22 protein-coding genes and 5 pseudogenes are annotated in these 24,058 nt (G+C 72.1%); 2 read left to right on the plus strand and 25 right to left on the minus strand.

What is annotated here, in order from left to right; translation table 11 throughout:
• Positions 1-461 precede the first annotated feature (461 nt).
• The 3 genes and pseudogenes from ABT245_RS24045 to ABT245_RS24055 form a co-directional block, all read right to left on the minus strand.
• Entirely contained in the window at positions 462-698 is a 237-nt protein-coding gene (locus tag ABT245_RS24045) for a M17 family metallopeptidase (RefSeq protein ID WP_351736800.1), read from the minus strand.
• 88 nt (positions 699-786) lie between these two features.
• Positions 787-873: pseudogene (locus tag ABT245_RS24050) on the minus strand (hypothetical protein); the annotation flags it as partial.
• A gap of 68 nt (positions 874-941) precedes the next feature.
• Positions 942-1,109 (minus strand): annotated as a pseudogene (locus ABT245_RS24055) (aminopeptidase); the annotation flags it as partial.
• Positions 1,110-1,214: 105 nt separating this feature from the next.
• On the opposite strand from ABT245_RS24055, the pseudogene ABT245_RS24060 reads away from it, so the two are divergent.
• A pseudogene (locus ABT245_RS24060) lies at positions 1,215-1,569 on the plus strand (HAD hydrolase family protein); the annotation flags it as partial.
• 50 nt (positions 1,570-1,619) lie between these two features.
• Here ABT245_RS24060 and ABT245_RS24065 read toward each other — a convergent pair.
• The 13 genes and pseudogenes from ABT245_RS24065 to rpmF form a co-directional block, all read right to left on the minus strand.
• Positions 1,620-2,066: pseudogene (locus ABT245_RS24065) on the minus strand (metal ABC transporter permease); the annotation flags it as partial.
• A 103-nt stretch (positions 2,067-2,169) separates the two neighbouring features.
• On the minus strand, positions 2,170-3,774 hold the full coding sequence (locus ABT245_RS24070) for an ABC transporter ATP-binding protein (protein ID WP_502982176.1): 1,605 nt from the start codon (positions 3,772-3,774) through the stop codon (positions 2,170-2,172).
• Positions 3,771-4,643 (minus strand): ABC transporter permease, encoded by an 873-nt coding sequence (locus tag ABT245_RS24075; protein WP_351736802.1) that lies wholly within the window; start codon positions 4,641-4,643, stop codon positions 3,771-3,773. Before ABT245_RS24075 ends, ABT245_RS24070 begins: the two co-directional genes overlap by 4 nt.
• Positions 4,640-5,593, minus strand: coding sequence for an ABC transporter permease (locus ABT245_RS24080; RefSeq protein WP_351736804.1), 954 nt, complete (start codon positions 5,591-5,593; stop codon positions 4,640-4,642). Before ABT245_RS24080 ends, ABT245_RS24075 begins: the two co-directional genes overlap by 4 nt.
• Entirely contained in the window at positions 5,590-7,164 is a 1,575-nt protein-coding gene (locus ABT245_RS24085; RefSeq protein ID WP_351736806.1) for an ABC transporter substrate-binding protein, read from the minus strand. Before ABT245_RS24085 ends, ABT245_RS24080 begins: the two co-directional genes overlap by 4 nt.
• Before the next feature lie 31 nt (positions 7,165-7,195).
• A complete protein-coding gene (locus ABT245_RS24090) occupies positions 7,196-7,996 on the minus strand; it encodes a class I SAM-dependent DNA methyltransferase (protein WP_351736808.1) in 801 nt (266 codons plus the stop codon).
• Positions 7,997-8,009: 13 nt separating this feature from the next.
• Positions 8,010-9,278 (minus strand): MFS transporter, encoded by a 1,269-nt coding sequence (locus ABT245_RS24095; protein WP_351736810.1) that lies wholly within the window; start codon positions 9,276-9,278, stop codon positions 8,010-8,012.
• Positions 9,262-10,320: an enolase C-terminal domain-like protein gene (locus ABT245_RS24100; RefSeq protein ID WP_351736812.1), complete on the minus strand. Its 1,059-nt coding sequence runs from the start codon at positions 10,318-10,320 to the stop codon at positions 9,262-9,264. Before ABT245_RS24100 ends, ABT245_RS24095 begins: the two co-directional genes overlap by 17 nt.
• Positions 10,317-11,417, minus strand: a complete 1,101-nt coding sequence (locus ABT245_RS24105) for a PLP-dependent cysteine synthase family protein (protein WP_351736814.1) — start codon at positions 11,415-11,417, stop codon at positions 10,317-10,319. The genes ABT245_RS24100 and ABT245_RS24105 overlap by 4 nt, the downstream gene beginning before the upstream one ends.
• Entirely contained in the window at positions 11,414-12,277 is an 864-nt protein-coding gene (locus tag ABT245_RS24110; protein ID WP_351736816.1) for a Rossmann-like domain-containing protein, read from the minus strand. The genes ABT245_RS24105 and ABT245_RS24110 overlap by 4 nt, the downstream gene beginning before the upstream one ends.
• Positions 12,274-13,530 carry an ATP-grasp domain-containing protein gene (locus ABT245_RS24115; protein ID WP_351736818.1) on the minus strand — a complete coding sequence of 419 codons (1,257 nt, stop codon included), beginning with the start codon at positions 13,528-13,530 and terminating at the stop codon, positions 12,274-12,276. Before ABT245_RS24115 ends, ABT245_RS24110 begins: the two co-directional genes overlap by 4 nt.
• A gap of 255 nt (positions 13,531-13,785) precedes the next feature.
• On the minus strand, positions 13,786-14,958 hold the full coding sequence (locus ABT245_RS24120; protein ID WP_351736820.1) for a GTP-binding protein: 1,173 nt from the start codon (positions 14,956-14,958) through the stop codon (positions 13,786-13,788).
• A gap of 10 nt (positions 14,959-14,968) precedes the next feature.
• Complete coding sequence (gene rpmF, locus ABT245_RS24125; RefSeq protein ID WP_351736822.1) at positions 14,969-15,139, minus strand: 50S ribosomal protein L32; 171 nt, start codon at positions 15,137-15,139, stop codon at positions 14,969-14,971.
• 529 nt (positions 15,140-15,668) lie between these two features.
• On the opposite strand from rpmF, the pseudogene ABT245_RS24130 reads away from it, so the two are divergent.
• Positions 15,669-15,853, plus strand: a pseudogene (locus tag ABT245_RS24130) (IS5/IS1182 family transposase); the annotation flags it as partial.
• Positions 15,854-15,884: 31 nt separating this feature from the next.
• Here ABT245_RS24130 and ABT245_RS24135 read toward each other — a convergent pair.
• From ABT245_RS24135 to ABT245_RS24175, 9 genes are all read right to left on the minus strand, one after another.
• Positions 15,885-16,220, minus strand: a complete 336-nt coding sequence (locus ABT245_RS24135; protein WP_351736824.1) for a hypothetical protein — start codon at positions 16,218-16,220, stop codon at positions 15,885-15,887.
• A gap of 504 nt (positions 16,221-16,724) precedes the next feature.
• Positions 16,725-17,348 carry a hypothetical protein gene (locus tag ABT245_RS24140; protein ID WP_351736826.1) on the minus strand — a complete coding sequence of 208 codons (624 nt, stop codon included), beginning with the start codon at positions 17,346-17,348 and terminating at the stop codon, positions 16,725-16,727.
• A complete protein-coding gene (locus ABT245_RS24145; RefSeq protein ID WP_351736828.1) occupies positions 17,348-17,986 on the minus strand; it encodes a hypothetical protein in 639 nt (212 codons plus the stop codon). Before ABT245_RS24145 ends, ABT245_RS24140 begins: the two co-directional genes overlap by 1 nt.
• Positions 17,983-18,765, minus strand: coding sequence for an ABC transporter ATP-binding protein (locus ABT245_RS24150; RefSeq protein ID WP_351736830.1), 783 nt, complete (start codon positions 18,763-18,765; stop codon positions 17,983-17,985). Before ABT245_RS24150 ends, ABT245_RS24145 begins: the two co-directional genes overlap by 4 nt.
• Complete coding sequence (locus ABT245_RS24155) at positions 18,762-19,841, minus strand: FecCD family ABC transporter permease (RefSeq protein ID WP_351736832.1); 1,080 nt, start codon at positions 19,839-19,841, stop codon at positions 18,762-18,764. The genes ABT245_RS24150 and ABT245_RS24155 overlap by 4 nt, the downstream gene beginning before the upstream one ends.
• Complete coding sequence (locus ABT245_RS24160) at positions 19,822-20,973, minus strand: ABC transporter substrate-binding protein (RefSeq protein WP_351736834.1); 1,152 nt, start codon at positions 20,971-20,973, stop codon at positions 19,822-19,824. Before ABT245_RS24160 ends, ABT245_RS24155 begins: the two co-directional genes overlap by 20 nt.
• Positions 20,974-21,250: 277 nt before the next feature.
• Positions 21,251-21,853 (minus strand): flavin reductase family protein, encoded by a 603-nt coding sequence (locus ABT245_RS24165; protein ID WP_351736836.1) that lies wholly within the window; start codon positions 21,851-21,853, stop codon positions 21,251-21,253.
• Positions 21,850-23,418 carry an AMP-binding protein gene (locus ABT245_RS24170; protein ID WP_351736838.1) on the minus strand — a complete coding sequence of 523 codons (1,569 nt, stop codon included), beginning with the start codon at positions 23,416-23,418 and terminating at the stop codon, positions 21,850-21,852. The genes ABT245_RS24165 and ABT245_RS24170 overlap by 4 nt, the downstream gene beginning before the upstream one ends.
• Positions 23,415-24,053, minus strand: coding sequence for a 4'-phosphopantetheinyl transferase family protein (locus ABT245_RS24175; RefSeq protein ID WP_351736840.1), 639 nt, complete (start codon positions 24,051-24,053; stop codon positions 23,415-23,417). The genes ABT245_RS24170 and ABT245_RS24175 overlap by 4 nt, the downstream gene beginning before the upstream one ends.
• Positions 24,054-24,058 lie beyond the last annotated feature (5 nt).

Genomic DNA, 24,058 nt, shown 5'->3' on the forward strand with positions numbered 1-24,058 from the left:
GAAGGGCGCCTGACGGGTATCTTGCCTGGTCAGGCGCCCTTCTTTCGTGGCTAGAAGAAGCCCAGTTTCTTCGGGGCGTATGACACCAGGAGGTTCTTTGTCTGCTGGTGCTACACCGCGTCCGTGACATTGTGGAGACAAGGGTGTAGCCCATTGGGGGCAGACCATGGGCGCGGCCGAACGGGCCGTCACGTTCGGTGAGCCAGGTCTCCAGGACGCTCAGGTTGGCCATCGCCGCCCACCAGGGGGCTTCTGGTGCTACCCCCATCGTGGATCCCGCATCCGCTCGGCTGAGGGCGTCAGGGCACGAACCTCAGAGCCTCGATCAGCGTGCGTACGGCAAACCCGGTGCCGCCATGCGGATTCTCGTCGTACGCGCCCTCGTTGTTGTAGGCGGGCGCGGCTATGTCGAGGTGGGCGGGAGGGCGGCAGAGGGGCGGCTACGGCGCTCCTCGGGGCTCTCACGCAGCCCAGGGCGTGAGAGCGCCGGTACGGGTGCCGAGCGCGTGGGTGGCGGATGAGGTGAGGGTCGCCACGTCGATCACGATGTCGGCGCGGTGTGGTCCCGGGCGGGTCGCACGGACCAGGACGTCGGCCAGGACCACGCGGCCCTCGTTGTCGGTGTGGGTGACCTCGGTGGTCGTGCCGTCGAGGTGGCGTACGACATCGCCGAGGCGCAACGCTCCACCGCCCGGCATGTTCTCCGCCAGGGGAGGTATGCGCGGACCGACACGGCAAAGTGAGCCGGGGCAGCGCGGCGAGCGCTCCGACGACCGCTGCGGCTCCGGCCATGTCGGCCTTCATGGCGTGCATCCCATCCGCCGCCTTGAGAGACAGTCCGCCGGAGTCGAAGGTGATGCCTTTACCGACCAGACCAACAAGGGCGGGGAATCCCCGGCTGTCGACTCATAGGCGACCTCCACATGGCGAGCGGGTTCGCGGGAGCCTCGGGCCACTGCGGACAGACCGGCGAGGCTGAGTTTCGTCAGTGCGTGGTCATCGTGGATCGTGCAGGTCAGGCTGGCGGAAACCGCCAGTGCCTCGATCCGACGGGCGAAATCCGCAGGAGTCAGCGCGCCCGCCGGGGAGTTGACGAGATACGAGATCACGGGCCAGGCAGGTCCCGTCGGCAGTGGCCAGAGCTTCGGCCACGGCCCGGCGCTCGGCGGGCGACGAGAGCGTCACGGTCACCTCGCCAGCGGGCTGGCCGGCTTCGCCGGGTCATCGGCGACGGCGTGAACGACGCCGCAGCCCTGGCCGGAGCCGACCTGGGGATCGCCATGGGCACCGGTACGGATGTGGCCGTCGAGGTCGCCGACGTCACCCTCGTACGCGGAGACATCGAAGCGCTCGCGGACGCCGTCCGCCTCGCCCGGAGCACGCTGGGCACGATCCGCGCCAACCTCGTCCGGGCGTTCGGACACAACCGTGCCGCTCGCGATGGTCGGCCTGCTGAATCCGATGGCCGCCCCGGCCGCGATGTCGGCCGGGGCGGTGTTGGTGGCCTGCAACAGCCTGCGGCCGCGCACCTGGCGGCACTCGCCCGCCCGGAGGCGTACCGCGGCCTGACGGCCTGGGTGACGGCCGGGAATGCGGGCAGCCCGGCCCGGATCGCCGTATCAGGCAGGCTGCGGGATTGTCCGCCTGGCTCCCCGGCGGCTGGTGCGGTGGGTGCCGATGAGTCGGCAGACGACGTAGATCGTGAGGGCGACCATCGTGACGTAGGGGCTGATGGGGATGGAGCCGCCGAGGGTGAGCAAGGTGCCGCCCTCGATCGAGACGACGGCGAAGATCACGCCGAGCAGGGGGAGCACCGGCGAGGCGGTGATGCGGGAGGCGGCCGCGGCGGGGGTGACGACGAGCGTGAGGACCAGCAGTGCGCCGACGACCTCGACGGACAGGGCCACCGCCGGTCCCAGCACGGTCATGAAGGCGAAGGACAGCCCGCGTACCGGTATGCCGCGTGCGTCGGCGACGTCCGGGTCGGCGCCGGCGAAGGTCAGCGGCCGCCACATCACCGCCAGGGCGACCAGCACCACGGCGCAGGTGTCGAGCGCCAGGCCGGTGACCGCTCGCCGGTCGACGAACCGTGCACGCTGCATGCCTCCCGCGCCGCCGGGGACGGATCCGGCGCACCCTGCTCTGTCTCCCACGGGCTGCCGCGCTCCCTCACCGGCGCGATCCCAGCCGTGTCGTGTTTTCCATGAGCGACACGGTGAACGGATGGCTCGGTGACGTGAGGACTTGCCGGGCCGGCCCCTGTTCGACGAGTTCGCCGGCGTCCAGGATCGCGATGCGGTGGGCCAGGACGGCGGTGTCCAGGTCGTGGGTGATCAGGACGAGTGACAGGTCGTCGCGGTCGTGCAGCAGGGTGGTGAGGACGCCGAGGATGCCCCGGCGGGTGATCGTGTCGAGGCCGGAGGTGATCTCGTCGCAGATGAGGACACGCGGCCGGGCGAGCAGGGCGCGGGCCAGAGCCGCGCGCTGCAGTTCGCCGCCGGAGAGCTGCCCGGGGCGTCCGGCGACCACATCCTCCGGGAGACCGAGGCCGACCAGGGTGGCCAGGGCCTCCCGTGTCGCTGCGGAGGTCTCCGCGCCGCGCAGCCGCATCGCGGTGCGGGCGACCTGGTGCAGTACGGGACGGTGTTCGTCGAAGGCGGCGCGAGCGTCCTGGAAGACGTACTGCACGGCCGCCAGCTGCGCGCGGTCGCGGTCGCGCAGACTGCGCGGCATTGGTGTGCCGTCGAGGAGGATCTCACCGTCGTGGTCGCGGTGGAGTCCGGCCAGGCAGCGGCCGAGGGTGGTCTTGCCGCTGCCGGAGCGGCCGACGACAGCCAGACTTTCGCCCGCGCGCAGGTCGAGTCCGGAGAGGTGCAGTACTTCGGTGGTGCCGTGTGTGCTGTCGCGGTGGCGGGCGGTCAGGTCGCGGATCCTCAGGACGGGTCCGCCGGTGCCGGCCGCACCCTGCGGCTCCTGGAACTTCGGCTGCTCGGCCAGCAGTTCGCGGGTCCATTCGTGCCGGGGCGCCGGCCACAGGTGTTGCGCCGGGCCTGACTCCACGACGCGGCCCGCCCGCATGACGATCACCTCGTCGGCGAGTGCCCGTACGACGTCCAGGTCGTGGCTGAGGAGGACGACGGCGATGCCGCGTGCCGCCACGGCCGCCAGCTGGTCGACGATACGGCTCTTGGTCAGGGCGTCCTGACCGGTGGTGGGCTCGTCGGCGACGATGACCCGGGCGCCGAGCAGCAGCGCCTGGGCGAGGACGACGCGTTGCTGCTGGCCGCCGGAGAGCTGGTGCGGATAGCGGTGCAGCAGGGTGTCGGCGTCCGGGAGTTGGGCCTCGGCGAGGGCGTGCAGGACACGTGTCCGGGCGGCCACCCGGCGTCGGCCTCGGGGCAGGTGGCGTACCTGGGTGCGGGCGATGTCGGTGAGGAGGGCGGTGATGCGGCGGGCGGGGTTGAGGACGGCCGCCGGATGCTGGGGGATGTAGCCCACCAGGCCGTCGGCCGCCAGGCGCACGTCGCCGCTGACGTGGGCGCCGGGCGGGTACTCGCCGAGCAGGGCGAGGCCGGTGGTGGTCTTGCCGCTGCCGGAGGCGCCGACCAGGGCGGTGACCCTGCCGGGGAGGGCCTGGAGGCTCACTCCGTCGACGATCGCCCTGCCGCCGACCTCGACGCGCAGGCCGCGGATCTCGGCCAAAGGCGCCTCGACGGCACTACCGAGGCCGGCGGGGCCGCCGACCTCGTCTGCCGTGTCGTCCGTGTGGGTCACGGGCGTGCTTCACTCCCTTTCCGGCCGCGGGTGGTCCTGGTCGCTTCCGGGAGCGCCGCACCCCGGACGCGTCCACTTCGTCGGCCGCCCGCGAGCACGGCGTCGAAGAGGAGGTTGGTGCCCATCGTCAGGGCGACGATCAGCAGGGCGGGGACGACTACGGCCCACGGCTGGACGAACAGGCCAGTGCGGTTGCGGTCGACCATGACCGCCCAGTCGGCGGCGTCCGGGGGGACCCCGACGCCGAGGAACGCGGCCGTGGCGACCAGGTACAGCACACCGGTCAGCCGGATTCCGGTGTCGGCGGCCAGGGTCCGCAGCATGGAACGGCCGACGTAGCCGACGGCCATGCGCCACCAGGTCTCGCCCTGCATGCGCAGCGCCTCGACGGCGGGGCGGGCGGCGGCCTCCGTGGCGGCGGCGCGTACGAGCCGGGCCGCGTCGGGCACGTTGACCAGCGTCACCAGCAGGGCGAGACCGACGGGGCCGGGGGAGAACACGGTGGCGGCCAGCAGGATCAGCAGCAGTGACGGGACGGCGAGCAGAACGTCCAGGGGGCGCATCAGCAGCTCCTCCAGCCAGCGGCGATGGGTGAGCGCGCCGACCAGGCCGACGGGGAGCGCGACGAGATACGCCAGGGCGGTGGCGGCGAGCGCGGTCAGCACAACCGGCCGGCCGCCGTGCAGCACCTGCTGCCATACGTCCCGGCCCACGAAGTCGGTGCCGATCCAGTGGCCGTCGCCGGAAGTGAAGGACGCCGTCCGCGGCCCCGGTTCGCCCGCGAACAGCGGGCCGAGCAGGGCGAGCAGGAGGGGTACGGCGACGACCGTCACGCCCAGGGCGAAGCGGCCGGTGCGCGGCTTCGTCACGCGGCCACCCCCGTCCGGGGCGCGAGACGGTGGGCGACGAGATCCGCGGCCAGATTCAGTACGACGGTCAGCACGCCGAACACCACGGCGAGACCCTGGACCACGGGCACATCGCGTTCGGCGACGGCGTTGAGCAGGACAGTGCCGAGTCCCGGGATCACATAGAGCGCCTCCACGACGATGACGCCGCACAGCAGCCAGTCGACGGTGCGGGCGAGTTGCTGGACGGCGGGGGCGAGGGCGTTCGGCAGGGCGTGGGCGCAGCGGATACGGGTGCCCGAAATGCCGTAGCGCCGGGCCTGGGCCACGTAGGGGGAAGCGAGTGCGTCGATCATGCCGGCCCGCACGAGGCGGGACAGCGAGCAGACGGGCCGGGCCAGCAGCACCAGGACGGGCAGGACGAGCGCGGACGGGTGGCCGAGCAGGTCGGTGCCGTAACCGACGGCGGTCGGCGGCAGCCAGCCCAGCCGGAGAGCGAGCACGGTCACCAGCAGCACGCCGAGGGCGAACTCGGGCACCGCGTACACGGCGAGCGTGACCGAGCTGATCAGCCGGTCGGTGAGGCGCCCTTCGCGGCGGGCGGCGAGCACGCCGAGGCCGAAGCCGATCGGGACGAGCAGGGCCACGGTGAGCGTGGCCAGCAGCAGGGTCGGGCCGAAGCCGTCGGCGATGTACTGGCCGACCGGGCGGCCGGAGGCCAGGGAGGTGCCGAGGTCACCCTGGAACAGGCCCGTCGCCCAGTCCGCCATCCGCTCGTGGGCGGGCCGGTCGAGATGCATGGCCTCGCGGATGGCGGCGATCCGGGCGGGATCGGGCTGGTCGCCGGCCAGAGCGACGGCGGCGTCGCCCGGCAGCGCCTCGGTGAGCGCGAAGACGAGCAGCACCACGGCCACGGTCTGGGCGACGCCGAGGAGCAGCCGCCGGGCGACGAAGGAACGCAGTCCGCTCACGCGAGCCAGACCTTGTCGAAGCGGGCCCAGCCGAGCGTGTTGGCAGGGGCCTTCGCAGCAACTCCCTTCACCTGGCGAGCGGTTCCGAGGATCCAGTCGGCGAACCCCCAGACGAGGAAGCCGCCCTCGGTGTGCAGGCGGCGCTGCATCCGCTCGTAGACGGCGGCCCGTTCGCTCTTGTCGCGGGTGGACTGGGCCTGCTGGTACAGGGCGTCGAAATCCTTGTGCTTCCACTGGGTGGCGTTGGTGGTGGAGTCGGTGAGCAGGCGCTGGGAGATGTGGGCCTCGATGGGCATGGCGCCGGAGCGGTAACAGCACAGGGTGCCGCCGTCGAGGATGTCGGCCCAGTAGGAATCCTTGCTGCCCATCTTCACTTCGACGGTGACGCCCGCCTTCTTGGCCTGGTCGCGGAAGATGCTCGCGGCCTCGGTGAAGCCGGCGGCGACGGCCGAGGTGTCGAGGGTGACCTTCAGGTTCTCGGCGCCGGCCTGCTTGAGCAGGGCGCGGGCCTTGTCGAGGTCCTGTTCGCGCTGGGGGAGACCGTCGGCGTAGTACTCGTAGCCCTTGCCGAACAGGTCGTTGCCGATCAGACCCGCCCCGGACAGGGCGCCGTCGACGAGTTCCTTGCGGTCGGCGATGAGGAAGAACGCCTCGCGTACGCGTCTGTCGTCGAAGGGAGCCCGGTCGGTCTTCATGCAGAACGCCTGCATGGCGCTGCCCCGCAGCCGCACGATCTCGATCTGTCCCTTGCCCTCGTAGGCGCGGGCGGTGGTGGGGTTGAGCTCATGGGCGTACTCGACCTGGCCGCCGAGGAGCGCGTTGACGCGGGCGGACTCCTCGTTGGCGACGACGAACTCCAGCTCGTCGAGGTGCGGGGCGCCCTCCCAGTAGTCGTCGTAGCGACGGAAGACGGCGGAGCGGCCGGGGGCGAAGGAGACGAACCGGAAGGGGCCGGAACCGATCGGCTTCTTGTCGAAGTCGGAGGCGTCCTCGGGGACGATGTAGGCGCCGAACGCGGCCAGGACGTTGGGGAATTCGGCGGTGGGCCGCTTGAGGACGAACTCGATGCCCCGCTCGCCGGTGGCGCGGCTGGCGTCGAGGTCGATGGGCTCCAAGGACGCCTTGGCGCGGAACGTCTGCTTGGGGTCGGCGATGCGGCGGTAGCTGTGGAGGACGTCGGCGGCGGTGACCGGCTTTCCGTCGTGGAAGGTTGCCTTGCGCAGGGTCACCTGCCAGCGGTCCAGGGTCTTGTTCGGCTCCCACTTCTCGGCGAGGCGGGGCTGCGCGGAGAGGTCGGCGCCGTAGTCGGCGAGCTTGTCGTACAGCGCCTTGGCGCGGGCGGCGTCGGCGAAGAGGTTGGCCAGGTGCGGGTCGAGCGTCTCGCTGGCCCCGCCGCCCGCGAACGCGGCGCGCAGCCGCCCGCCTCTCTTCGGAGTGCCGTCGCCCTCGGCGTCGGAGCCTTCGCTGCCGAAGTCGCCACACCCGGTCAGCGCGAGCGCGCCGAGCGAGGCGGCGCCCGTGGCGGCGAGGAAACCACGGCGCCGCAGGCCGGGGAAGCGTTCGTCGTGCATGGGATTCCTTGGTGTGTGGTGGGACGGAGGATCAGTGAGCGGTGAGGCGTGCGACGACATGCAGCCGGTCCGCGGCCGTCGTGTCGCCGGGCGACCGGCCTTCCCGCCACGCCGGCTCGGTGCGCGGTCCGGGCCCGTCGTGGAGTTCCAGGACCTCGAAGCCGTGCGCGGCCAGCAGGTGGCGAAGCTCCTGCGGGAACAGCAGCCGCCACGCGGAACGCTGCTCGACCGGCGCCGACCCGTCGTCCGCCGTCCACACGCGTGTCCGGCGCAGGAGCTGGGCCGTACGGTCCACGGCGAGCGTGGTGGTGGACCGGTAGCCGATGCCCTGCCAGGTGAAGTCGTTGGCGGTGGGCGTGTCCAGCAGGTCGGTACGGCCGAGGAAGTACGCGCCGTTGCGCATCTCCGCCACCAGCAGACCGCCGGGGGCCAGGGCGTGACGGCAGGAGGCGAGGAAGGAGTCGAGCTGGGCGTTGGTGTGGCAGTACAGCAGGGCGCTGTCCAGACATACGACGGCGTCGAACGCGCCGTGGCCGAGGTCGAAGCCGTGCAGGTCGGCGTGGACGTACTCGGGTCCGGGGTGATGGGTGCGGGCGTGGGCGAGCATCGTCTCGGACAGGTCGGCGCCGGTCACGCGGCGGCCGGCGCCGTGCAGGTGGGCGGCGTCGCGGCCGGTACCGCAGCCCATGTCGAGCACGCGTGGTCCCGCGCCGTGCCGTCGCAGGCAGTCCTGTGTCCAGCGCCCGGCCAGCCGGTCGGGGTCGGGGAAACGGGCCTCGTACAGCTCGGGGTTGTCGGTGAGCAGGTTGCGCAGAACAGCCGTAGCGGTCATACCGTGTCCCTCCTCAGGCCGCAGCGGGTACGCCGGGCTGCGACGTCGACGGCGTCGGCAGCGACCCGAGCCGGTGCAGCCAGGCCACGCCCAGCGCGGAGGCGAGACCGAACAGGGCGCAGCACGCCCACGGCAGCCAGCCGGCGTCGCCCCGCTCTCCGGTGTCCATGGCCCAGCCGACGACGGTGTTGCCGACGGCGGCGGCGATGCCGGAGACCACGTAGAAGATCCCGAAGTAGGTACCGGTCAGCTCGGACCGGCCGAAGCCGGGGATCAGCTCCATCACGAACGGCTGGGCGATCATCACGCCGAGATAGAGCAGCAGGACGCCGGTCAGGACGGGCAGGGCGCGCAGCGCCGCGTCGGCCCAGCCGTCCGGGCCGTCGGAGCCGACCGCCACCACGGCAGGCGGCAGGAACGCCACTGCCATCAGCCCCAGACCGGTCGCGATCCAACGGGCGCGGTTCGCCCGCTCCTTGAGGGCGCGGGTGATACGCAGCTGGAGCGCCAGATTGGCGAGGGTGCCGACGAGGAAGACGAGGCCGGCGGCGCCATCCCAACCGGTGGCCTGCCGGGCTCCGTCGGGCAGCAGCAGGTACAGCTGGTTCTCCAGGGTGAACATGCCGACCATGGCGAGCGCGAAGGCGAGGAAGGTCCTGTTGCCCAGCACCTCGCGCCAGTCCCCGAGGACCGTGCCGTTGCTGGGCTCGACGTCCCGGGCCGGCAGCACGAGGGCCTGCGCGACGGTGAGGGCGGCGAAGATCCCGGCGGCGGTCAGCGCGGACGTGCGGAAGTCCACGAGCAGCAACACGCTGCCCAGCAGCGGGCCGATCAGGGCGCCGGCGGTGGCGAACACGTTGAACAGGGCGAACGCCTCGGCCCTGCGCTCGTCCGCCTCCTGGGCTATATAGGTGCGTACGGCGGGGTTGAACAGCGCCCCGGCGAGCCCGCTGAGCACGGACGCGGCGAGCAGCACGGCCAGGCTGTCGCCGAGCGCGAACAGGGCGAACCCGGCGGTGCGCAGCGCGCAGCCGGCGATGATGACGCCGCGCGCGCCGAGCCGGTCGGAGGCGGAGCCGCCGATGATGAACAGCCCCTGCTGGCTGAGGTTGCGCACGCCCAGCACGACGCCGACGACGGCCGCCGACATGCCCAGGTTGTCGGTGAGGTGGGTGGCGAGGTAGGGGATGAGGAGGTAGAAGCCGGTGTTGACGCCGAGCTGGTTGACCAGCAGGAGCCGGACCGCGAGCGGGAAACGGCGCATCTCACGCAACGTCCTCATACGCCCCCACCTCCTGGACTCCCAGGCCGGGAAGGTCATGTGCGCGGACGATTCCGTCCTCGCCGCCGATTCCGGTCCACGGGTCGTGGGCCAGCAGCAGGTGTCCGTCGAGGTCGGCCCAGCGGGCCCGGTCGGCGAGGTGGACGGCGGGCGCGAGGCCGAGGCTGCTGGCGGTCAGGCAGCCCAGCATCAGGTCCGTGCCACTGCCGTCGATCGCTTCGGCGATGCGCAGCGCTGCGTGCGCGCCGCCGCACTTGGCGAGCTTGACGTTGACGCCCTGGACGCGTCCGGCGAGACGGCGTACGTCCTCCAGGTTCACGGCGTCCTCGTCGGCGATGACCGGGAGCGGTGAGCGTTCGGCCAACGTGGCCAGCGCCTCCGGGTCGCCGGGCGCGAGGGGCTGTTCGACGGCCTCGACGCCGAGGGCGGCGAACCGGTGCAGCAGCGCCTCGGCCTGCGTCACGGTCCAGGCCCCATTGGGATCGAGGAGCAGCCGGGTCCGGGGCGCGGCGTCCCGGATGACACGGACGCGCTCCACGTCGTCCTGCGGATCGGGGGCCCCCGCCTTGACCTTGATGACCTCGAAGCCGCTCGCCGCGAGACAGCGGGCCTGCGCCGCCGCGTGGGCCAGGGACGTGATGCCGATGGTGCGGGCGGTGGCCGCGACCGGAGGTACGGCGGCACCGAGCAGTCGGTGCACGGGGCTTCCCGCCCGCTTGCCGACGAGGTCGAGCAGCGCGGCCTCGGCGGCGGCGGTCACCGCCGCAGGAGTGCCGGCACCGGCCGACTCGCCCGCCCGCAGGGCCTCCAGGGCGCTCTCGGGGTCGGCGAAGCGGGCGAGGTCCGCGCCGACGGAGGTGAGGAGTCGTCCCAGGGTGTCGGCGTCAAGCCCGTAGTAGACGCTGGTGACGGCCTCGCCGTGGCCGGTGACGCCGTCGTGTTCGAGGCTCAGCCATACGGCGTCGCGGGCGGTCATGGTGGAGCGGGAGATGCGCAGCGGCTCGATGAGTTCGAGGCGTACGGTGCGCAGGCTGGCCTTCACGGGATCCTTTCCGGACGGGGTGCGCAAGGGGGTACGGCCTTCAGCGGGTCGGTGACGCGGGTGCAGCGCACCCAGCCGGTGGCCTCGGTGGCGCGGGGGTGCGGGATCTGGACCGGTCGGGTGGCCGCCGTGGCCGGGTCGAGGCCGTGGGCCGCGGCGAAGTCGTCGTCGTAGACGGTGCCGAGGTAGCGGTGCGGGCCGTCGGGGAAGACGGTGGCGACGACCGCGCCGGGGTGGACGCGTGCGGCCCAGGCGGCGACCCGGGCGGCGGCGCCCGTGCTCCAGCCGCCGCTGACGAAGCTGTCGCGGGCCAGGCGGCGGCAGCTGTCCACGGCCTCCGCCGGGCCGACCCAGTGGACCTCGTCGAAGGCGTCGTAGGCGACGTTGCGTGGGTGGATGCTGCTGCCCAGGCCACGCATCAGCCGGGGCCGGGCGGGCTGGCCGAAGATGGTGGAGCCGGTCGAGTCGACGCCGATCAGCCGCAGCGCGGGCCAGCGGCGGCGCAGCGGGCCGATGATGCCCGCGCTGTGGCCGCCGGTGCCGACGCTGCACACCAGGATGTCCAGATGGTCGAGGCGGTCGACGAGTTCGGCGGCGAGCGAGGCGTAACCGGCGCTGTTGTCGGGGTTGTTGTACTGGTCCGGCCAGTACGCGCTGGGCAGGACAGCGAGCAGCTCCCGCAGCCGGCCCAGGCGCGCGGCCTGCCAGCCGCCCCGGGCCGCCGGACGGTCCACGATCTCCAGCCGCACCCCATGGGTGCGCAGCAACTGCCGCATGGACGGCTCCAGTTCACTGTCGCCGACCAGCACGATGGGGTGGCCGAGGGCCTGCCCCGCAAAGGCGAGCCCGATGCCGAGTGTCCCCGAGGTGGACTCCACCACCGGTGCGCCGGGTCGCAGTTCGCCGCGCTCACGGGCACCCAGCAGCATCGATACGGCGGCCCGCGCCTTCATGCCGCCCGCCGCGAGCCCTTCGAGCTTGGCCCAGAAGCCGGGGTGCGGGCCGGGCAGGCCGGACGTGACGCGGACCAGGGGCGTGCGGCCGAGGAGGGCGAGCAGTTCCGGGCGGGCGAGGGGGCGTACAGCCGTCGTGGTCATCGACAGCCCTCCGGACACGGGCCGCCGTAGCGGTGGACGGTGCCGGGACCGCCGTCGAGCCAGAAGAAGGGGTACGGCTCCGCGCACACCGCGCTCACCCCGTGGCCGAGGAAGCGCGGCAGCACGGCGCTGCCGGTCTGGGCGAACATCACCAGCTGCTTGCCGTGCCGCAGCGCGTGCCGTCGCAGTGGCTCGAAGGTGCCGTTGCCGAGGGTCATGCCGGAGACCAGCAGCGCGTCACAGCGGTCCGCGGCGGCGAGAGCGTCGGTGACGACTGCCTCACCCCACTCGGTCAGCCCGCCCTTGAGGTCACAGGGCACATAGCCAAGACCGCGCGAACGCAGCGCCTCCAGCAGGGAGTTGACGACACCCACCACCAGCACGGTCGCGTCCGCCGGCAGATCGAGCAGCTCGACGACGGCCTTCGCGCGGGCCCGGGACTTCGCCAGCGAGGTGTCGGCGGGCAGGGGGAAGGGACTGGCGCCGTTGCCGGGGCTGTGAGGGGTGACATGCATCAGATAGGCGTCCAGCGCGGCCACGCGCACCGGCAGCAGCGGATGCTCCAGCAGCCGGGCCACCTCGGTGCCGACGCACTCCTCGACCGCACGGTCGGGCAGCGCGCCAGGCTCGACCGCGCACGAGCCGACGGCCTCGGCGAGACGCAGGCTGAGCACCTCGTTGCGGTAGCCGGTGCCGCGCCCGTCGTGCCGAACGGCCTGCCGCGTGGTGAAGGCCACGGCGATCCGCTGCGTGGCCGGATCCGGCCCCAGTTCACCGGCGCGGACGTGCGCGAGTAGCTCGTCGTACGACTCGTGGGTCTCGAACTTTGCCCGGCGGGCCGTGCCGGCCGGGACGGTCATCGGATCACCAACCCGGAGCGCAGCTCACCGAGCAGGACCTCGACGTGGTCGCGGGCGCCCAGCCCCTCGGCGTCACCCGTCATCACATGCCCGAGATACTCGTTGTTGCTGCCCGCCGCCTTCACCTGCTTGCCGGGCTCGGCGAGCTGCACCTCCAGTACACCTGGCGCGTCCCGGAGCCCGTCACCGCCGAGCGACTCGAGCGTGCCCGAGGTCTCCGGCACGAGAAAGCCGATGGCCGCGCTGCGCAGCCCCGTGTCCCTGCGCCGCAGGTCGGGCTCGCGGCCGAGGGACACCTCCACGAAGGCCGCCGCCAGGTCGATGCCGGTCACGTGGCGGACCAGTTCGGTGATGCGGTTCCCGGCGGGCCGCGGATTGACCTCGACCACCCGCGGACCGGCGGAGGTCAGCTTGATCTCGGTGTGCGCCACGACGCCTTCGGTCAGGCCGAGGGCCTTGAGTGCGGCGAGGGCGGTCTGCTCTGCGGCCTCGGCGTCGGCGGCCGACAGGGCGGCCGGGAACATGTGGCCGGTCTCGATGAACGCGGGGTCCCCACCGATGCTCTTGTCGGTCACACCCACGACGTGGACCGCGCCCGCGTACGACACCGTCTCGACGCTCACCTCGGGGCCGTCCAGCAGTTCCTCCAGCAGGACGGTGGGCTGCCGCCGCTGTCCCCGGGCGTTGACGGGGAAGTCGGCCAACGCCCTTACGGCGGCGGCGAGTTGTTCCTCCTCCTGCACGCGTCGCACATACATGCCCGCGCACAGATCGACCGGCTTGACCACGAGCGGGTATCCGATCTCCCGCGCCGCCCGGGCGATGCCGGCCCACTCCTCGTGCACGGCGAAGCGCGGCCCTGCAACCCCCGCGTCGGTGAGGACACGGCGGGTGGCGTCCTTGCGGCAGGCGTCCCGCACCGCATCCGGGGGCGAGCCCGGCAGCCCCAGCCGCCCGGCGATGCGGGCCACGGTCGGCAGGTAGTAGTCGCAGGAGGTGATCACGCCGTCGAAGCGCAGCGCCGTGTGCAGCCGCTCGATCTCCGGCAGCAGGGTGTCGGTGTCGTTGGTGTCGGCGGTGATCAGGTTGCGGGCGCCCAGCAGCGGGTGTGTCGCCCCCTCGGGCGCCGAGTGGAGGTAGTGGTGCAGGTCGCGGGTGAGGAACGTGAACTCATGCCCGCCCTCCCTGATCGCCCGTGGCAGGAGTCTGCTCATCGATCCGACCCAGCTCTCGACCATCAGCAGATGAGCCACAACTCCCCTTTTCGTGCGGCGGTTCAGGCATCAGGGCAGCCCGGAGAACCCTCGGTCGGGAGGGGCCGGGCTTTGCGGCCATACGCTATCGATAATCATTTTTATTTACTAGCCCCTTACTGAAGCCGTCGCGAGCCAGACCGGGGTCGGCTCGCACACGCGCACCTGGCCGCCCTCTTCGAGGGCAAGGTCTCCTGGGCGGGATGTACCGGGTCGGACGGTGCCGTGGCTGCGTCCACCGCCCGGCCCGGCGCCTCAGACCTGCGCCATGTGTTCGGGGTGTTCGTGGTCGCAGGTGTCGTCGATGCCGTAGGTGTCCCAGGCGGGGAACGGATCGTCCGTAGGCCGGCTCTCGCCGTCCGCCAGCAGGCAGTCGGTGAGCGCGGCGTGGAGCGCATCGGCGTGCAGGTGCGTGCCGATGAAGACCAGCTCCTGGCCTGCCGGGCTGTCGGTGTCGCGGGCGGCGGAGGGCTCGAAGCGGGCGACGGAGCCGGCCTGCGACCACAGCCCCGTCACCTGCGGGCGGCCGGCCAGAGTGAAGAAGCCCTTGGAGCGCAGGATCTGCCCGTAGGCGCCGCTGTCCATCTCCTCGGTCACGAACCGCCACAGACGCCCAGGGTGGAAGGGCGGTTTGGCGCGGAAGACGGTGGAGGAGATGCCGTACTCCTCGGTTTCCGGGACATGGTCGCCATTGAGCTCCATGATCCAGCCGGGGGCCTGCTGGGCGCGCTCCAGGTCGAACAGGCGGGTGCCGAGTACGTCCTTGAGCTGTACGCGTCCGTGGACGGCGGGCACGATCCGGGCCATCGGGTTGAGTCGGGTGAGCGTCGCTCGCAGTCCCTCGGCGGCGGCGTCGTCGACCAGGTCGAGTTTGTTGAGGACGATGACGTCGGCGAACTCGATCTGGTCCATCAGCAGGTCGCTGACGGTGCGTTCGTCGTTCTGGTACTGGTCGAGGCCGCGCTCGACGAGCTCGTCGCCGCTCGCCAGTTCGGGCAGGAAGCCCGCAGCGTCGACGACGGTGACCATGGTGTCCAGCCGGGCGAGATCGCCGAGGGTGGCGCCGTCGTCGCGGGCGAAGGCGAAGGTGGCCGCGACCGGCATGGGCTCGGAAATGCCGCTGGACTCGATGAGCAGGTAGTCGAACCGCCCTTCCTGGGCCAGTTGATCCACTTCCACCAGCAGGTCGTCGCGCAGCGTGCAGCAGATGCACCCGTTGGTCATCTCGACCAGGCGCTCTTCGGTGCGCGACAGCGCCGCCTCGCCGCCGCGCACGAGCGCCGCGTCGATGTTGACCTCGCTCATGTCGTTGACGATGACCGCGACGCGCAGTCCCTCACGGTTGCCGAGCACGTGGTTGAGCAGGGTGGTCTTCCCCGCACCGAGGAAGCCGGACAGAACGGTCACCGGCAGCCGGTCGTGCGCCATCCCCGTCCCCTCAGCCCTCGGGGCGCAGCAGCCCGCGCTCGTAGGCCCTGACCAGGTGCTGCGGTACGAGGTGACGCACACCGTCGATCGTGATCGGCACCAGCGTGGGCGTGGCGGCCTTCCACTGGGCGCGGCGGTGGCGGGTGTTGCTGCGGGACATCTTCCGCTTGGGGACGGCCATGGTTCTCCTCCTCGGATGGGCGAGGAAGAAGCTATATGAAAATGGATCCCATTGCTAATCGTCGGCATCGCGCAGGCGTCGGCGAGGAAGACTGGGCGTAGTTCCATGGCCTCGCGCAGGAACGGCAACGGCCGCCCTGTCTCAGTCGGGCGGCCGTAGCGTGGCAGGAGCGATCGCTGTATCTGTGCGTGCCGGATGGCGCAGCTCGCGGCTTCCGTCGGCCGTAGGGGCGCGAGTGCGTGAGTGACCGTGGCCGCGTCCATGAGCGCGACGGCGAAATTCCGCTCGTTCTCGGGCGGGTTCGGCGATCGCCGTCCGGCGACACGGGGCGTGTCGGGAACTCTGGCACCTCCTGACCACCGAAGGGCCTACCGCCTGTGCGGCGGGTTTCGCCGCGCCGCCGCACCTGCGCCCGGGCGACCGCGGTGGGCAGTTGGTGCCGTGGGGCGATGTGCGGCAGCGCGGCGGACTCCGCGCGCTGGGAGAGCGCGAAGCACGCGTCGTCCAGGAAGACGTCCCAGTCGGCCGGCGATGGCATATCGAGCGCACCCACGCCTGGTAGGACGCCTTCCGCTCGCCCGCTGCTACGGACGCCGTATGACGGTCCTTGACGCCTTGTTCGACCTCGCGGACACGATCGTCGCCGTCCGCGGCCTCATCCGCCGCGCCTGGGCGACCCATCGCTGGGACAATCGGCCCGACCGCCACCCGTGACCACACGCCCGATGGCGCGTCGAGCGGTTCATTACTCGTAGTCGAGGCCCTCGACGTCGACGGGCTGCGTTCCGTTGAACGTCACGAGGATTCCGTAAGGGTCCGCCAGCCGGAGCCTGCTCTCCGCGAAACGGATCGCCCAGGTACGGTCGGCCCACACGGTTGCGTCGGGAACCGCCAGTGGCAGCTCCGGAAGGTCCAGCCAGCTCAGTTCCTCAGGGGTGAGTTCGAAGCGCGGTTCCCGGAGTCGGGTGCGGCAGTACTCCAAAGCCTGCTCGACGAAGACATCGAAACGGCTCACGACGTCGTGAGCGAAGTGGAGGGTGGCCTCTTCCGGCGGGGCGGCCGGCTCGATCACCAGACTCATCCCGGTCTCCACCGCGCCTGCCGGCTCCGGGAAGCAGCCGGTCCAGCAGGCCAGTGAGGGAGGGCTCTCCACCCTTGTCAACACAACACCGGCGATACGCACGGTCGCGGGCAGCTTCCCATCAACGCCAGGCTCTTCAACGCCCGAACTGTTCGGTGGCGCGCCGTTGTCAGACATTGGCCCAGCATAGGTCAGGCCTGTGACGATGATGATCGACAGCCGAGGCACAGGGTCATCCGCGTGGCCACGTGTGCCCCCGGGCGGGCGGGCGCACGGGGCGCTGTCGCCGATCCACTGGGGCACCTTCGACCCGGCCACCACGCGTGTGCCGAGCCGGGCGAGCCCTTCGAGCCCGCCGGTCGCCGCCCCGGCAGGCGCCGCAGAACTCGGGGAAGAGTCCCCCTCCGAAAGGTGATTCGCATAATTCCGTTCGTACAACGCGCAGTTGAGGTTCCGCGAAGCGCCCTTCGCGTTCTCGGGCGTGGTGTCATCGCTCGCGGGTCGTCAGGATCCGGTCCAGCGGAGGAGGCCGTAGAGGAGCTGGGTGGCGCCCGGCATGAAGCGCGAGCCGTGATGGTAGACCGGATCCATGGTGGTGACGATCAGGCGGCCCGGGGTGGAGACGGTGTCCTCGTAGAGGAGAACCTGCTGGGTGGCCGGGTCGCCGTCCTGCTCCAGGACGGTGTGGGCGAGCGGGGTGGCGCCCGCCGGGGGTTCCAGCAGGCCGTGGTAGTGCCAGCGGACCGCGCGCTCGGTGAGGTGTCGCCATGCCGTGTGGTCTTCGGCGGTTCGGCGGACACCGTTGTCCTCGCCGGTGCGCCACCACCAGAAGTTGGTCGCGGCATGCCGGAATCCGCGGAGGCCCGGCAGCCAGCCGGCGATGTCGTTCTCGCCGAGGACGATGACCGTGCCGCCGCGCTCGGTGACCTGGAGGAGGTCAGGGGCGGCGCGGGCCAGCAGCCGCGGGTGGAGCCGGTCGGAGACGATCAGGGTGTCCAGGCGGTCGAAGTCGGCCGCGGTCGCGTCCGGGAGGTAGATCTCGCGGGGGCGCCACAGCCGGACCGCCGGGTCGGCGAGGGTGGCCAGCTGGTGGAAGGAACCGCCGTGCAGGAAGCCGAGGTCGGACATCAGAGGCTGCCCTCCAGCCAGGCGATCAGACGCGGACCGAGGGTCCGGGTGCTGCGGTCGGGATCGCTGAAGCCGAGCAGGTCGTTGCCGGCGTGGGCCAGTACCAGGCCGTCGCCGAGCGGGTAGACGATGTCGACCGGCAGCGCGTGCGGGCCGATGCCGTTGATCACCGTGCCCCTCTCGGGGACCCGGGAGTGGTGGCCGCGCCCGTAGAAGCCGGCCACGCCGACCCGGGCCAATTCCTCGCCGGTAGGGGTCCCGGGCACGCCGGTGCGGTAGAGCAGCTCGTAAAAGTCGACGCCGTCCCAGACCGGATGCGGGGTGACCGGGGAGATGACCAGGTCGGCCGGGCCGTGGTGGTCGATGGCCCGCCACGCGGGGAGGCCGGGCAGGAAGGGGCGTACGACATGCCCGTTGACCAGGACCCGGCCGCCGCCCCGGACGAACGTCTCCAGCATCGTCGCGTTGCGCTCCAGGAAGAGCTGGTCGCAGTCGGGGGCGAGGGTCAGGCCCCTGACCCGGCCGCCGAACAGCAGCCGCGCATCGAGGTCGTACAGGTCGACGGAGGTGAAGGGCCGGTCCGAGGTCGCCTCCGGGTACCGGGACGGGCCCATGGTGAGGTGCAGGACGGGGGTCACTCGGCGGCCTCCGGGACAGAACAGCGGGAGTTACGGGTGGGACCGAGGTCGGGGACGACCGTGACGCGCGGACCGCGTGGGCTGTCGACCCGGGCGGTGACGACCGGGATGCCGTACAGCTCGCCCAGCGCGTCGGCGTCGAGCAGTTCCGCGGCCGGACCGGTGCGGACGTCGTCCGGGCCCAGCACCAGCACCGCGTGGTCGGCGAGGTGCAGGGCGTGGTCGGGATGGTGGGTGGTGAGCACGATGCCCAGTCCGGCGGCGGCGAGTTCCTGGAGGAGGGTCAGGACCCGGGCTTGGTTGCGCAGGTCCAGCGCGGAGACCGGTTCGTCCAGGACCATCATCCGGCACTGCGCGGCCAGGGCGCGGGCGATCAGCGTCATCTGCTGCTCCCCACCGGAGAGTTCGGCATACGAGTGGTTCGCCAGGTGTGCGATGCCGACCCGCTCCATCGCCTCGGCGGCCAGTTCGCGGTCGCGGCGGCCGGGTGCGGCGTAGGCGCGCAGATGGCGGGAGCGGCCCATGAGCACCATGTCGGCCACCGAGTAGGCGAAGGCGGAGGCGTGCGACTGGGGGACGTACGCCACGGGGGCGGTCGCGGTGACCGTGCCCTCGGTGGGCGTGGCCAGCCCGGCCAGGATGCGCAACAGGGTGGACTTGCCGCGCCCGTTGGGGCCGAGGACGGCCAGCACCCGGCCCTCCTCGGCGGTGACGTCGACCCCTCGGAAGACCCATCGGTTCCTGATGTAGCGGTGGCCGAGACCGCGGGCTTTGATCACTGGGACCACATCCGGTCGCGCGACCTGGCGAGCAGGACGATGAAGAACGGGGCGCCGATGACCGCGGTGAGGATGCCGAGCGGGATCTCGGTGGCGGTCAGGGTGCGGGAGAGGGTGTCGATGACGGTGAGGTAGGCGCCCCCGATCAGGAAGGCGGAGGGCAGCTGCACCCGGTGGTCACTGCCGGTCCACAGCCGGGCCAGGTGCGGTACGACCAGGCCGACCCAGCCGACCAGACCGGCGACCGCCACCGAACCGGCGGTCATCAGGGCGACCGCGCACAGCAGCACATTGCGGGTGAGGCGGGGTGGCACACCGAGCGCGGTGGCGTCGTCGTCACCGAGGGAGAGGACGTTGAGCCGCCAGCGCAGGGCGAGGACGACGGCCGCGCCGGCCAGGATCGGGACCGCTGCGGTGACCACCTTGGCATAGGTGGCGGTGGCCAGCGAGCCGAGCAGCCAGAAGACGATGGAGGGCAGCTGCGACTCGGGGTCGGCCACGTACTTGGCGAAGGAGACCAGTGCGGTGAAGAAGGCGCCGGTGACGGTACCGCCGAGGACGATCATCAGGATGGGGCTGCCGCTGTTCAGCCGCCCGATCAGCATCACGACGGCGAGCGCCAGCAGACCGAAGCCGAACGCGCCGCCGACCACGGCGAACGAGCCGAGGCCGAGCAGCAGCGCGAGCACGCCGCCGAAGGAGGCGCCGGAGGCGACGCCGATGACGTCGGGGCTGACCAGCGGGTTGCGGAACACGCCCTGGAGGGCGGCCCCGCCGAGCGCGAGCCCGCCGCCGACCAGGAGGGACAGCAGTACCCGGGGGAGGCGGACGTCGAGGACGACGGTCTCCTCGACGCCGGTCCAGGTCCGGTCGACCGGGAAGAACTGGCCGGCCAGCAGACGGACCATCTCGTTGGGCGGGACGACGTAACGGCCCAGGGCGAGCGCTGCCAGGGCCACCACCACCGTGGCGGCGGCGAACAGCGGCAGCCGGGGGCGCCGGCCGCGGGCACCCGTGCCCGGTCCGCCCGGCGCGGCGGGCGACGCCGTCGCGGCCTCAGGCGCGGAAGCCGTCATAGCCGCTGCTCTTCGCGTTCAGGTCCATGTGCAGCACCCGGTCGGTCTCCGCCGCGGAGATGTCGTAGCCGTACAGGCGGTCGAAGGAGTCCTTGATCCGGCTGCGCAGGCCGGTCCTGGTGGCCAGCTCGGGGTGGAGGACCTGGGCGGCCCAGCGCCACATCAGCGGGGACTCGCAGCAGGGCGGGTCCCAGCGGTAGCCGCCGAGCGGCACCTTGTAGACGCGGCGCTCGCGGACCGCCCGGACGTCGGCCAGCTTCTTGTCGGCGTAGAGGTCGGCGGGGGTGGCGTCGTCGAAACCGGAGAGGAAGACGACTTCCGGATCCCAGGCGAGGATCTGCTCGACGGAGACCTGCGGGGCGTCGGCGGCGACGTCATGGGCCACGTTGGTGCCGCCGGCGATCTCGGTCCAGTGGGTGACGTAGTCGGATCCGGTGGCGGTGGTCCAGCCGTCGGCGGCGGTGCGCAGATAGAGGACCCTTTTCTGCCGCTTCTTCGCGTACGGGGCGACCAGGCCACGGACGGCCTTGTCCTCCGTGTGCATCCAGTCGAGCAGATCGGCGGCGCGTTTCCGCTTGCCGAGGAGCCTGCCGAAGATCTTGATCCAGGTCTCCATCTGCTGCTGGGTGCCGTAGGTCAGGCCGATGACCTTGAAACCGGCGTTCTCCAGGGGGGCGATGACCTCGTCGCCCTTGTCGCCCCACTGGATCACCACGTCCGGCCTGAGGCCCACGACGGTCTCCACATTGGGGACGAAGTCGGCGCCCGCGATGGTGGCGGTCTTCTTCGACTCGGGGAAGAGGGTGCCGAAGACGCCCTGCTTGTTCGCCTGAAGCGTGGACTCGTTGATGCCGACGACATGGTCGTAGGAACCGTCCACGGCGGCGATCATCGACGGTGACGGGATGATCGTGGTGGCGATCCGCCGCACCGGGCCGTCGAAGGTGACGTTCTTGCCGCGCTGGTCCGTGATGGTGAAGCCGGCGTCGGCGGCCCCCGTGGAGTGGGTGTCCTCCGTCTCACGGGTGGAGCAGGCGCCGAGGGCACCGGCGCCCGCGACGGCCAGGGCGCCGCCGCCGAGACCGCGCAGCACGGAGCGGCGCGACCGTGAGGAGAAAACAGCAGTGGACACAGTCCACCTCCGGACAATCCAAGGGGCAGTTAGGTGTGCCTAACCTAACCCATGTGATCGCCATTGGCCCAGAGGGGCCCATCACATCGGTCACAGCCATCACATTTCTGCCTTCGGCGCCGATGGCTTCGCGGTCGGCTGTGGTGGAGCGGGCGCCCGTATGCGGCACCGACATGGCGCGATCTCGGCCTCGCGGGTGGTCCCCGGCTCCTTGTGAGGGCGGGCCCCGGCAGGGGCGTGCGGTGCGGGTCTGCCGGGGCCGAGGCGCGTGGTGGGCTCAGCGTCGGGTCGTCAGGACCGTGCTCAGGGCGACCGGGAGGACCGCGAGTGCCGCACCACCGCCGGCCGGGCCGTGCGCGGGACGGGACAGGAGCGCATGGTGGGCGCGCCGGTAGAGCACCGCGGGATCGGCCGTGCCCGTCCGGGTCCATGTCACCACGCCCGCCACCACGGTGTGGTCAAAGAACTCCACGCTCTCCCGCACCTCGCACACCACCCCCGCCGTGCACCGGTCCAGCACCGGCGCCCCGTTGACCCGCCGGACCTCGACCCCGGCGAAACGGGCGTCGACGGGGCCGGTGGCGAACTGGTCGGCCAGGGCCCGGTCCTGCCAGGACAGCACATTGACGGCGAAGCAGCGCGCCGCCAGCACAGAGGCCAGGGTCCGGCTCCGGGAGGCGAACGACACCAGCAGGCTGGGCGGATCGACCGACAGTGACAGCACCGCGGTCACCGTGCAGCCGACCGGGCCGTTCGGGCCAGGGGCGGTGACCACCGAGAGGCCGGTCGGCAGGTGGGAGATGGCGGCGCGGTAGGCGGCGGCGGGTACGGCGGGGTGACGGGGGCGCAGGGCCTTGGGCGAGGAGACCGGTGCATTCATGAGGCAGGCCCAATGCTGAGGGGGGTGATGGGCAGGGCCGCACGTCCGCGACGATCCCCGCGACGGCCGAGCGGTCCAGCTTTCCGTTGGCGTTGAGCCGGCAGCCGGTCCAGGACGGTGACGCTGCGCGGCACCATGTACGGGGGCAGACGGGTGCGCAGTCCGGACAGCAGCGCGTCGGCGTCGGCGCCGAAGGCCGAGCAGGCGGCCCGCAGCACGGTGTCCCCGCCGGGCTGGGGCAGGGCCACCACGACGGCATCGGTGACACCCGGCCCAGCGCGCAACGCGGCCTCCACCTCGCCGAGTTCGACCCGGTAGCCGTTGACCTTCACCTGCTGGTCGAGGCGTCCGAGGTGGACCAGCCGCCCGTCCTCACGGGTGACCCGGTCGCCGGTGCGGTACCAGTGCCCGTCGGTCAGGCCCGCGCCGCCCGCCCCGCCGACGGCACCGTCCGCCGGGTCGGGTGCCACGAACCGGCCGGAGTTCTCGGCCCGGTCCAGATAGCCGGCGAACCGCTGAGGCCCCCTGACCACCAGCTCACCGGTCTCGGCCGGCCAGCCCCGCTCGTCCAGCACCAGATGCTCAAGCCCGGGGTGCAACTCGCCGATGGGTACCGTGTCGTTGCTGGTCAGGGGCCACTGTTCGGGCCGCGCGGGCAGCACGTACGCGGTGCAGCTGATGGTCAGCTCGGTGGGCCCGTACAGATTGGCCAGGGTGCTCGCCGGGGCGGCCCGGGCCCACCACGCGGCCTGCTGCCGGGTCAGCGGCTCCCCGCAGAACAGGCTCCAGCGCAGCGCCGGCAGCCGGTTCGGCCGCAGCTCCCGCATCCGGTGCGCGAGGGAGACCACCGACGGCACGGAGAACCAGTGGGTGAGTTCCCGCGCAGCCGCCCAGCGCACCGGCGTCAGCAGATCACGCGGGGACGGCAGCACCAGCGCCGCCCCACTGCCCCAGGCGGTGAACATGTCGAACACCGACAGATCGAAGGTGAGGTCGAAGGTCCCGGACAACCGGCTGTCCGGGCCGGTGCCGAACGCGCCGGTCACCTGACCGAGGTACGCCGACACGTTCCGGTGCGAGACCGGCACCCCCTTGGGGACCCCGGTCGAGCCGGACGTGAACAGGATGTACGCCGGATCGTCCGGGCCGCCGGCCGGCTCCTCAGGCAGCGCGGCCACCGGGCCGCCGCCCGGCGCGGGCACATGCCGCGGCACCCCCGCCACCTCCGCCGACCCGTGCGGTCCGACCACGACGTCCAGCCCGGCCGTCTCGGCGATCAGCCGGTTGCGCTCGAAGGGCGCGGCCGGCGACAGCGGTACGACCGTGCTGCCCAGCCGTTGCAGCGCCAGATAGGAGGCGTAGGTCAGGACGTTCCGCCCGGTCACCAGACCGGCCCGCAGCGGCACCTCTCCCAGGTCGGCGAGGAGCCCGGCGGCGATGTTCTCGCCCAGCGCGCGCAGGTCCTCGTACGTGAGGTGTTCCGCGCCCGCTTCGAGGGCGCGGCGGTCACCGAAGCGTTCCGCGGAGTCGGCGAACCAGCTGTACAAGTGCTGACCGGTCGTCATCCTCGTTTCTCCCCGATGGTGTCCGTGGCGTGCAGGCCGTCGGTGGGATCGTGGAAGGCGCAGCTCAGGGGGACGGCGGACCAGTCGCGCAGGGACAGCCAGCGCATGGTCCGCCACCGTCCGCCGGTCGCGTGCGGGGGTATCTCGATGGTCCAGGGCCGGCCGCGCAGGCCCGTACCCGCGGCTTTCACGCAGGCCTCCTGGGCCGTCCACACCCAGGCGAGTTCCCTGCGCCGCTCGGCCCGCGGCCAGCGTGCCGCCTCGTCGGCCCATGGCCCAAGACAGCGGCGCAGCAGCCGGTCGTGGTCACGGTCCGGCACCTGCTGGACGTCCACGCCGACCGGTCCGTCCAGCGCGACGGCCGCCGCGACCGCGTCCTTGTCGTGGGAGACGCTGACGGCCACGCCGGGCGCGCCCGCCAGCCGGGGCGGACGGCCGGGAGCGGCGACGATGCCGGCGCCCGCGAGCGGCGGGCGGACCCGCGCCAGCAACTCGCGCAGCGCCGCCAGGCCCGCCAGCCGTTCGGCGGCCCGCCACGAGGGCAGGCCCGCGGCGGCGGCCACATCGCGGGGGTCCGGCGCGGTCCGCAGCCACCGTAGGCGCGGACCGCTGATCACCCAGACCCGCTCGGCCACCCGGC

The organism is Streptomyces sp. NPDC001508 (assembly GCF_040298665.1).
In the GTDB taxonomy this organism is placed as follows: Bacteria; Actinomycetota; Actinomycetes; order Streptomycetales; family Streptomycetaceae; genus Streptomyces.

What these genes read in the sequence shown, in the direction of transcription:
- ABT245_RS24045 (WP_351736800.1), bottom strand. Translation starts at nt 698, where the DNA reads ATGCCGGGCGGTGGAGCGTTGCGCCTCGGCGATGTCGTACGCCACCTC.
- ABT245_RS24085 (WP_351736806.1), bottom strand. Translation starts at nt 7,164, where the DNA reads ATGCACGACGAACGCTTCCCCGGCCTGCGGCGCCGTGGTTTCCTCGCC.
- ABT245_RS24090 (WP_351736808.1), bottom strand. Translation starts at nt 7,996, where the DNA reads ATGACCGCTACGGCTGTTCTGCGCAACCTGCTCACCGACAACCCCGAG.
- ABT245_RS24095 (WP_351736810.1), bottom strand. Translation starts at nt 9,278, where the DNA reads ATGAGGACGTTGCGTGAGATGCGCCGTTTCCCGCTCGCGGTCCGGCTC.
- ABT245_RS24105 (WP_351736814.1), bottom strand. Translation starts at nt 11,417, where the DNA reads ATGACCACGACGGCTGTACGCCCCCTCGCCCGCCCGGAACTGCTCGCC.
- ABT245_RS24110 (WP_351736816.1), bottom strand. Translation starts at nt 12,277, where the DNA reads ATGACCGTCCCGGCCGGCACGGCCCGCCGGGCAAAGTTCGAGACCCAC.
- ABT245_RS24120 (WP_351736820.1), bottom strand. Translation starts at nt 14,958, where the DNA reads ATGGCGCACGACCGGCTGCCGGTGACCGTTCTGTCCGGCTTCCTCGGT.
- rpmF (WP_351736822.1), bottom strand. Translation starts at nt 15,139, where the DNA reads ATGGCCGTCCCCAAGCGGAAGATGTCCCGCAGCAACACCCGCCACCGC.
- ABT245_RS24135 (WP_351736824.1), bottom strand. Translation starts at nt 16,220, where the DNA reads ATGAGTCTGGTGATCGAGCCGGCCGCCCCGCCGGAAGAGGCCACCCTC.
- ABT245_RS24140 (WP_351736826.1), bottom strand. Translation starts at nt 17,348, where the DNA reads ATGTCCGACCTCGGCTTCCTGCACGGCGGTTCCTTCCACCAGCTGGCC.
- ABT245_RS24155 (WP_351736832.1), bottom strand. Translation starts at nt 19,841, where the DNA reads ATGACGGCTTCCGCGCCTGAGGCCGCGACGGCGTCGCCCGCCGCGCCG.
- ABT245_RS24165 (WP_351736836.1), bottom strand. Translation starts at nt 21,853, where the DNA reads ATGAATGCACCGGTCTCCTCGCCCAAGGCCCTGCGCCCCCGTCACCCC.
- ABT245_RS24170 (WP_351736838.1), bottom strand. Translation starts at nt 23,418, where the DNA reads ATGACGACCGGTCAGCACTTGTACAGCTGGTTCGCCGACTCCGCGGAA.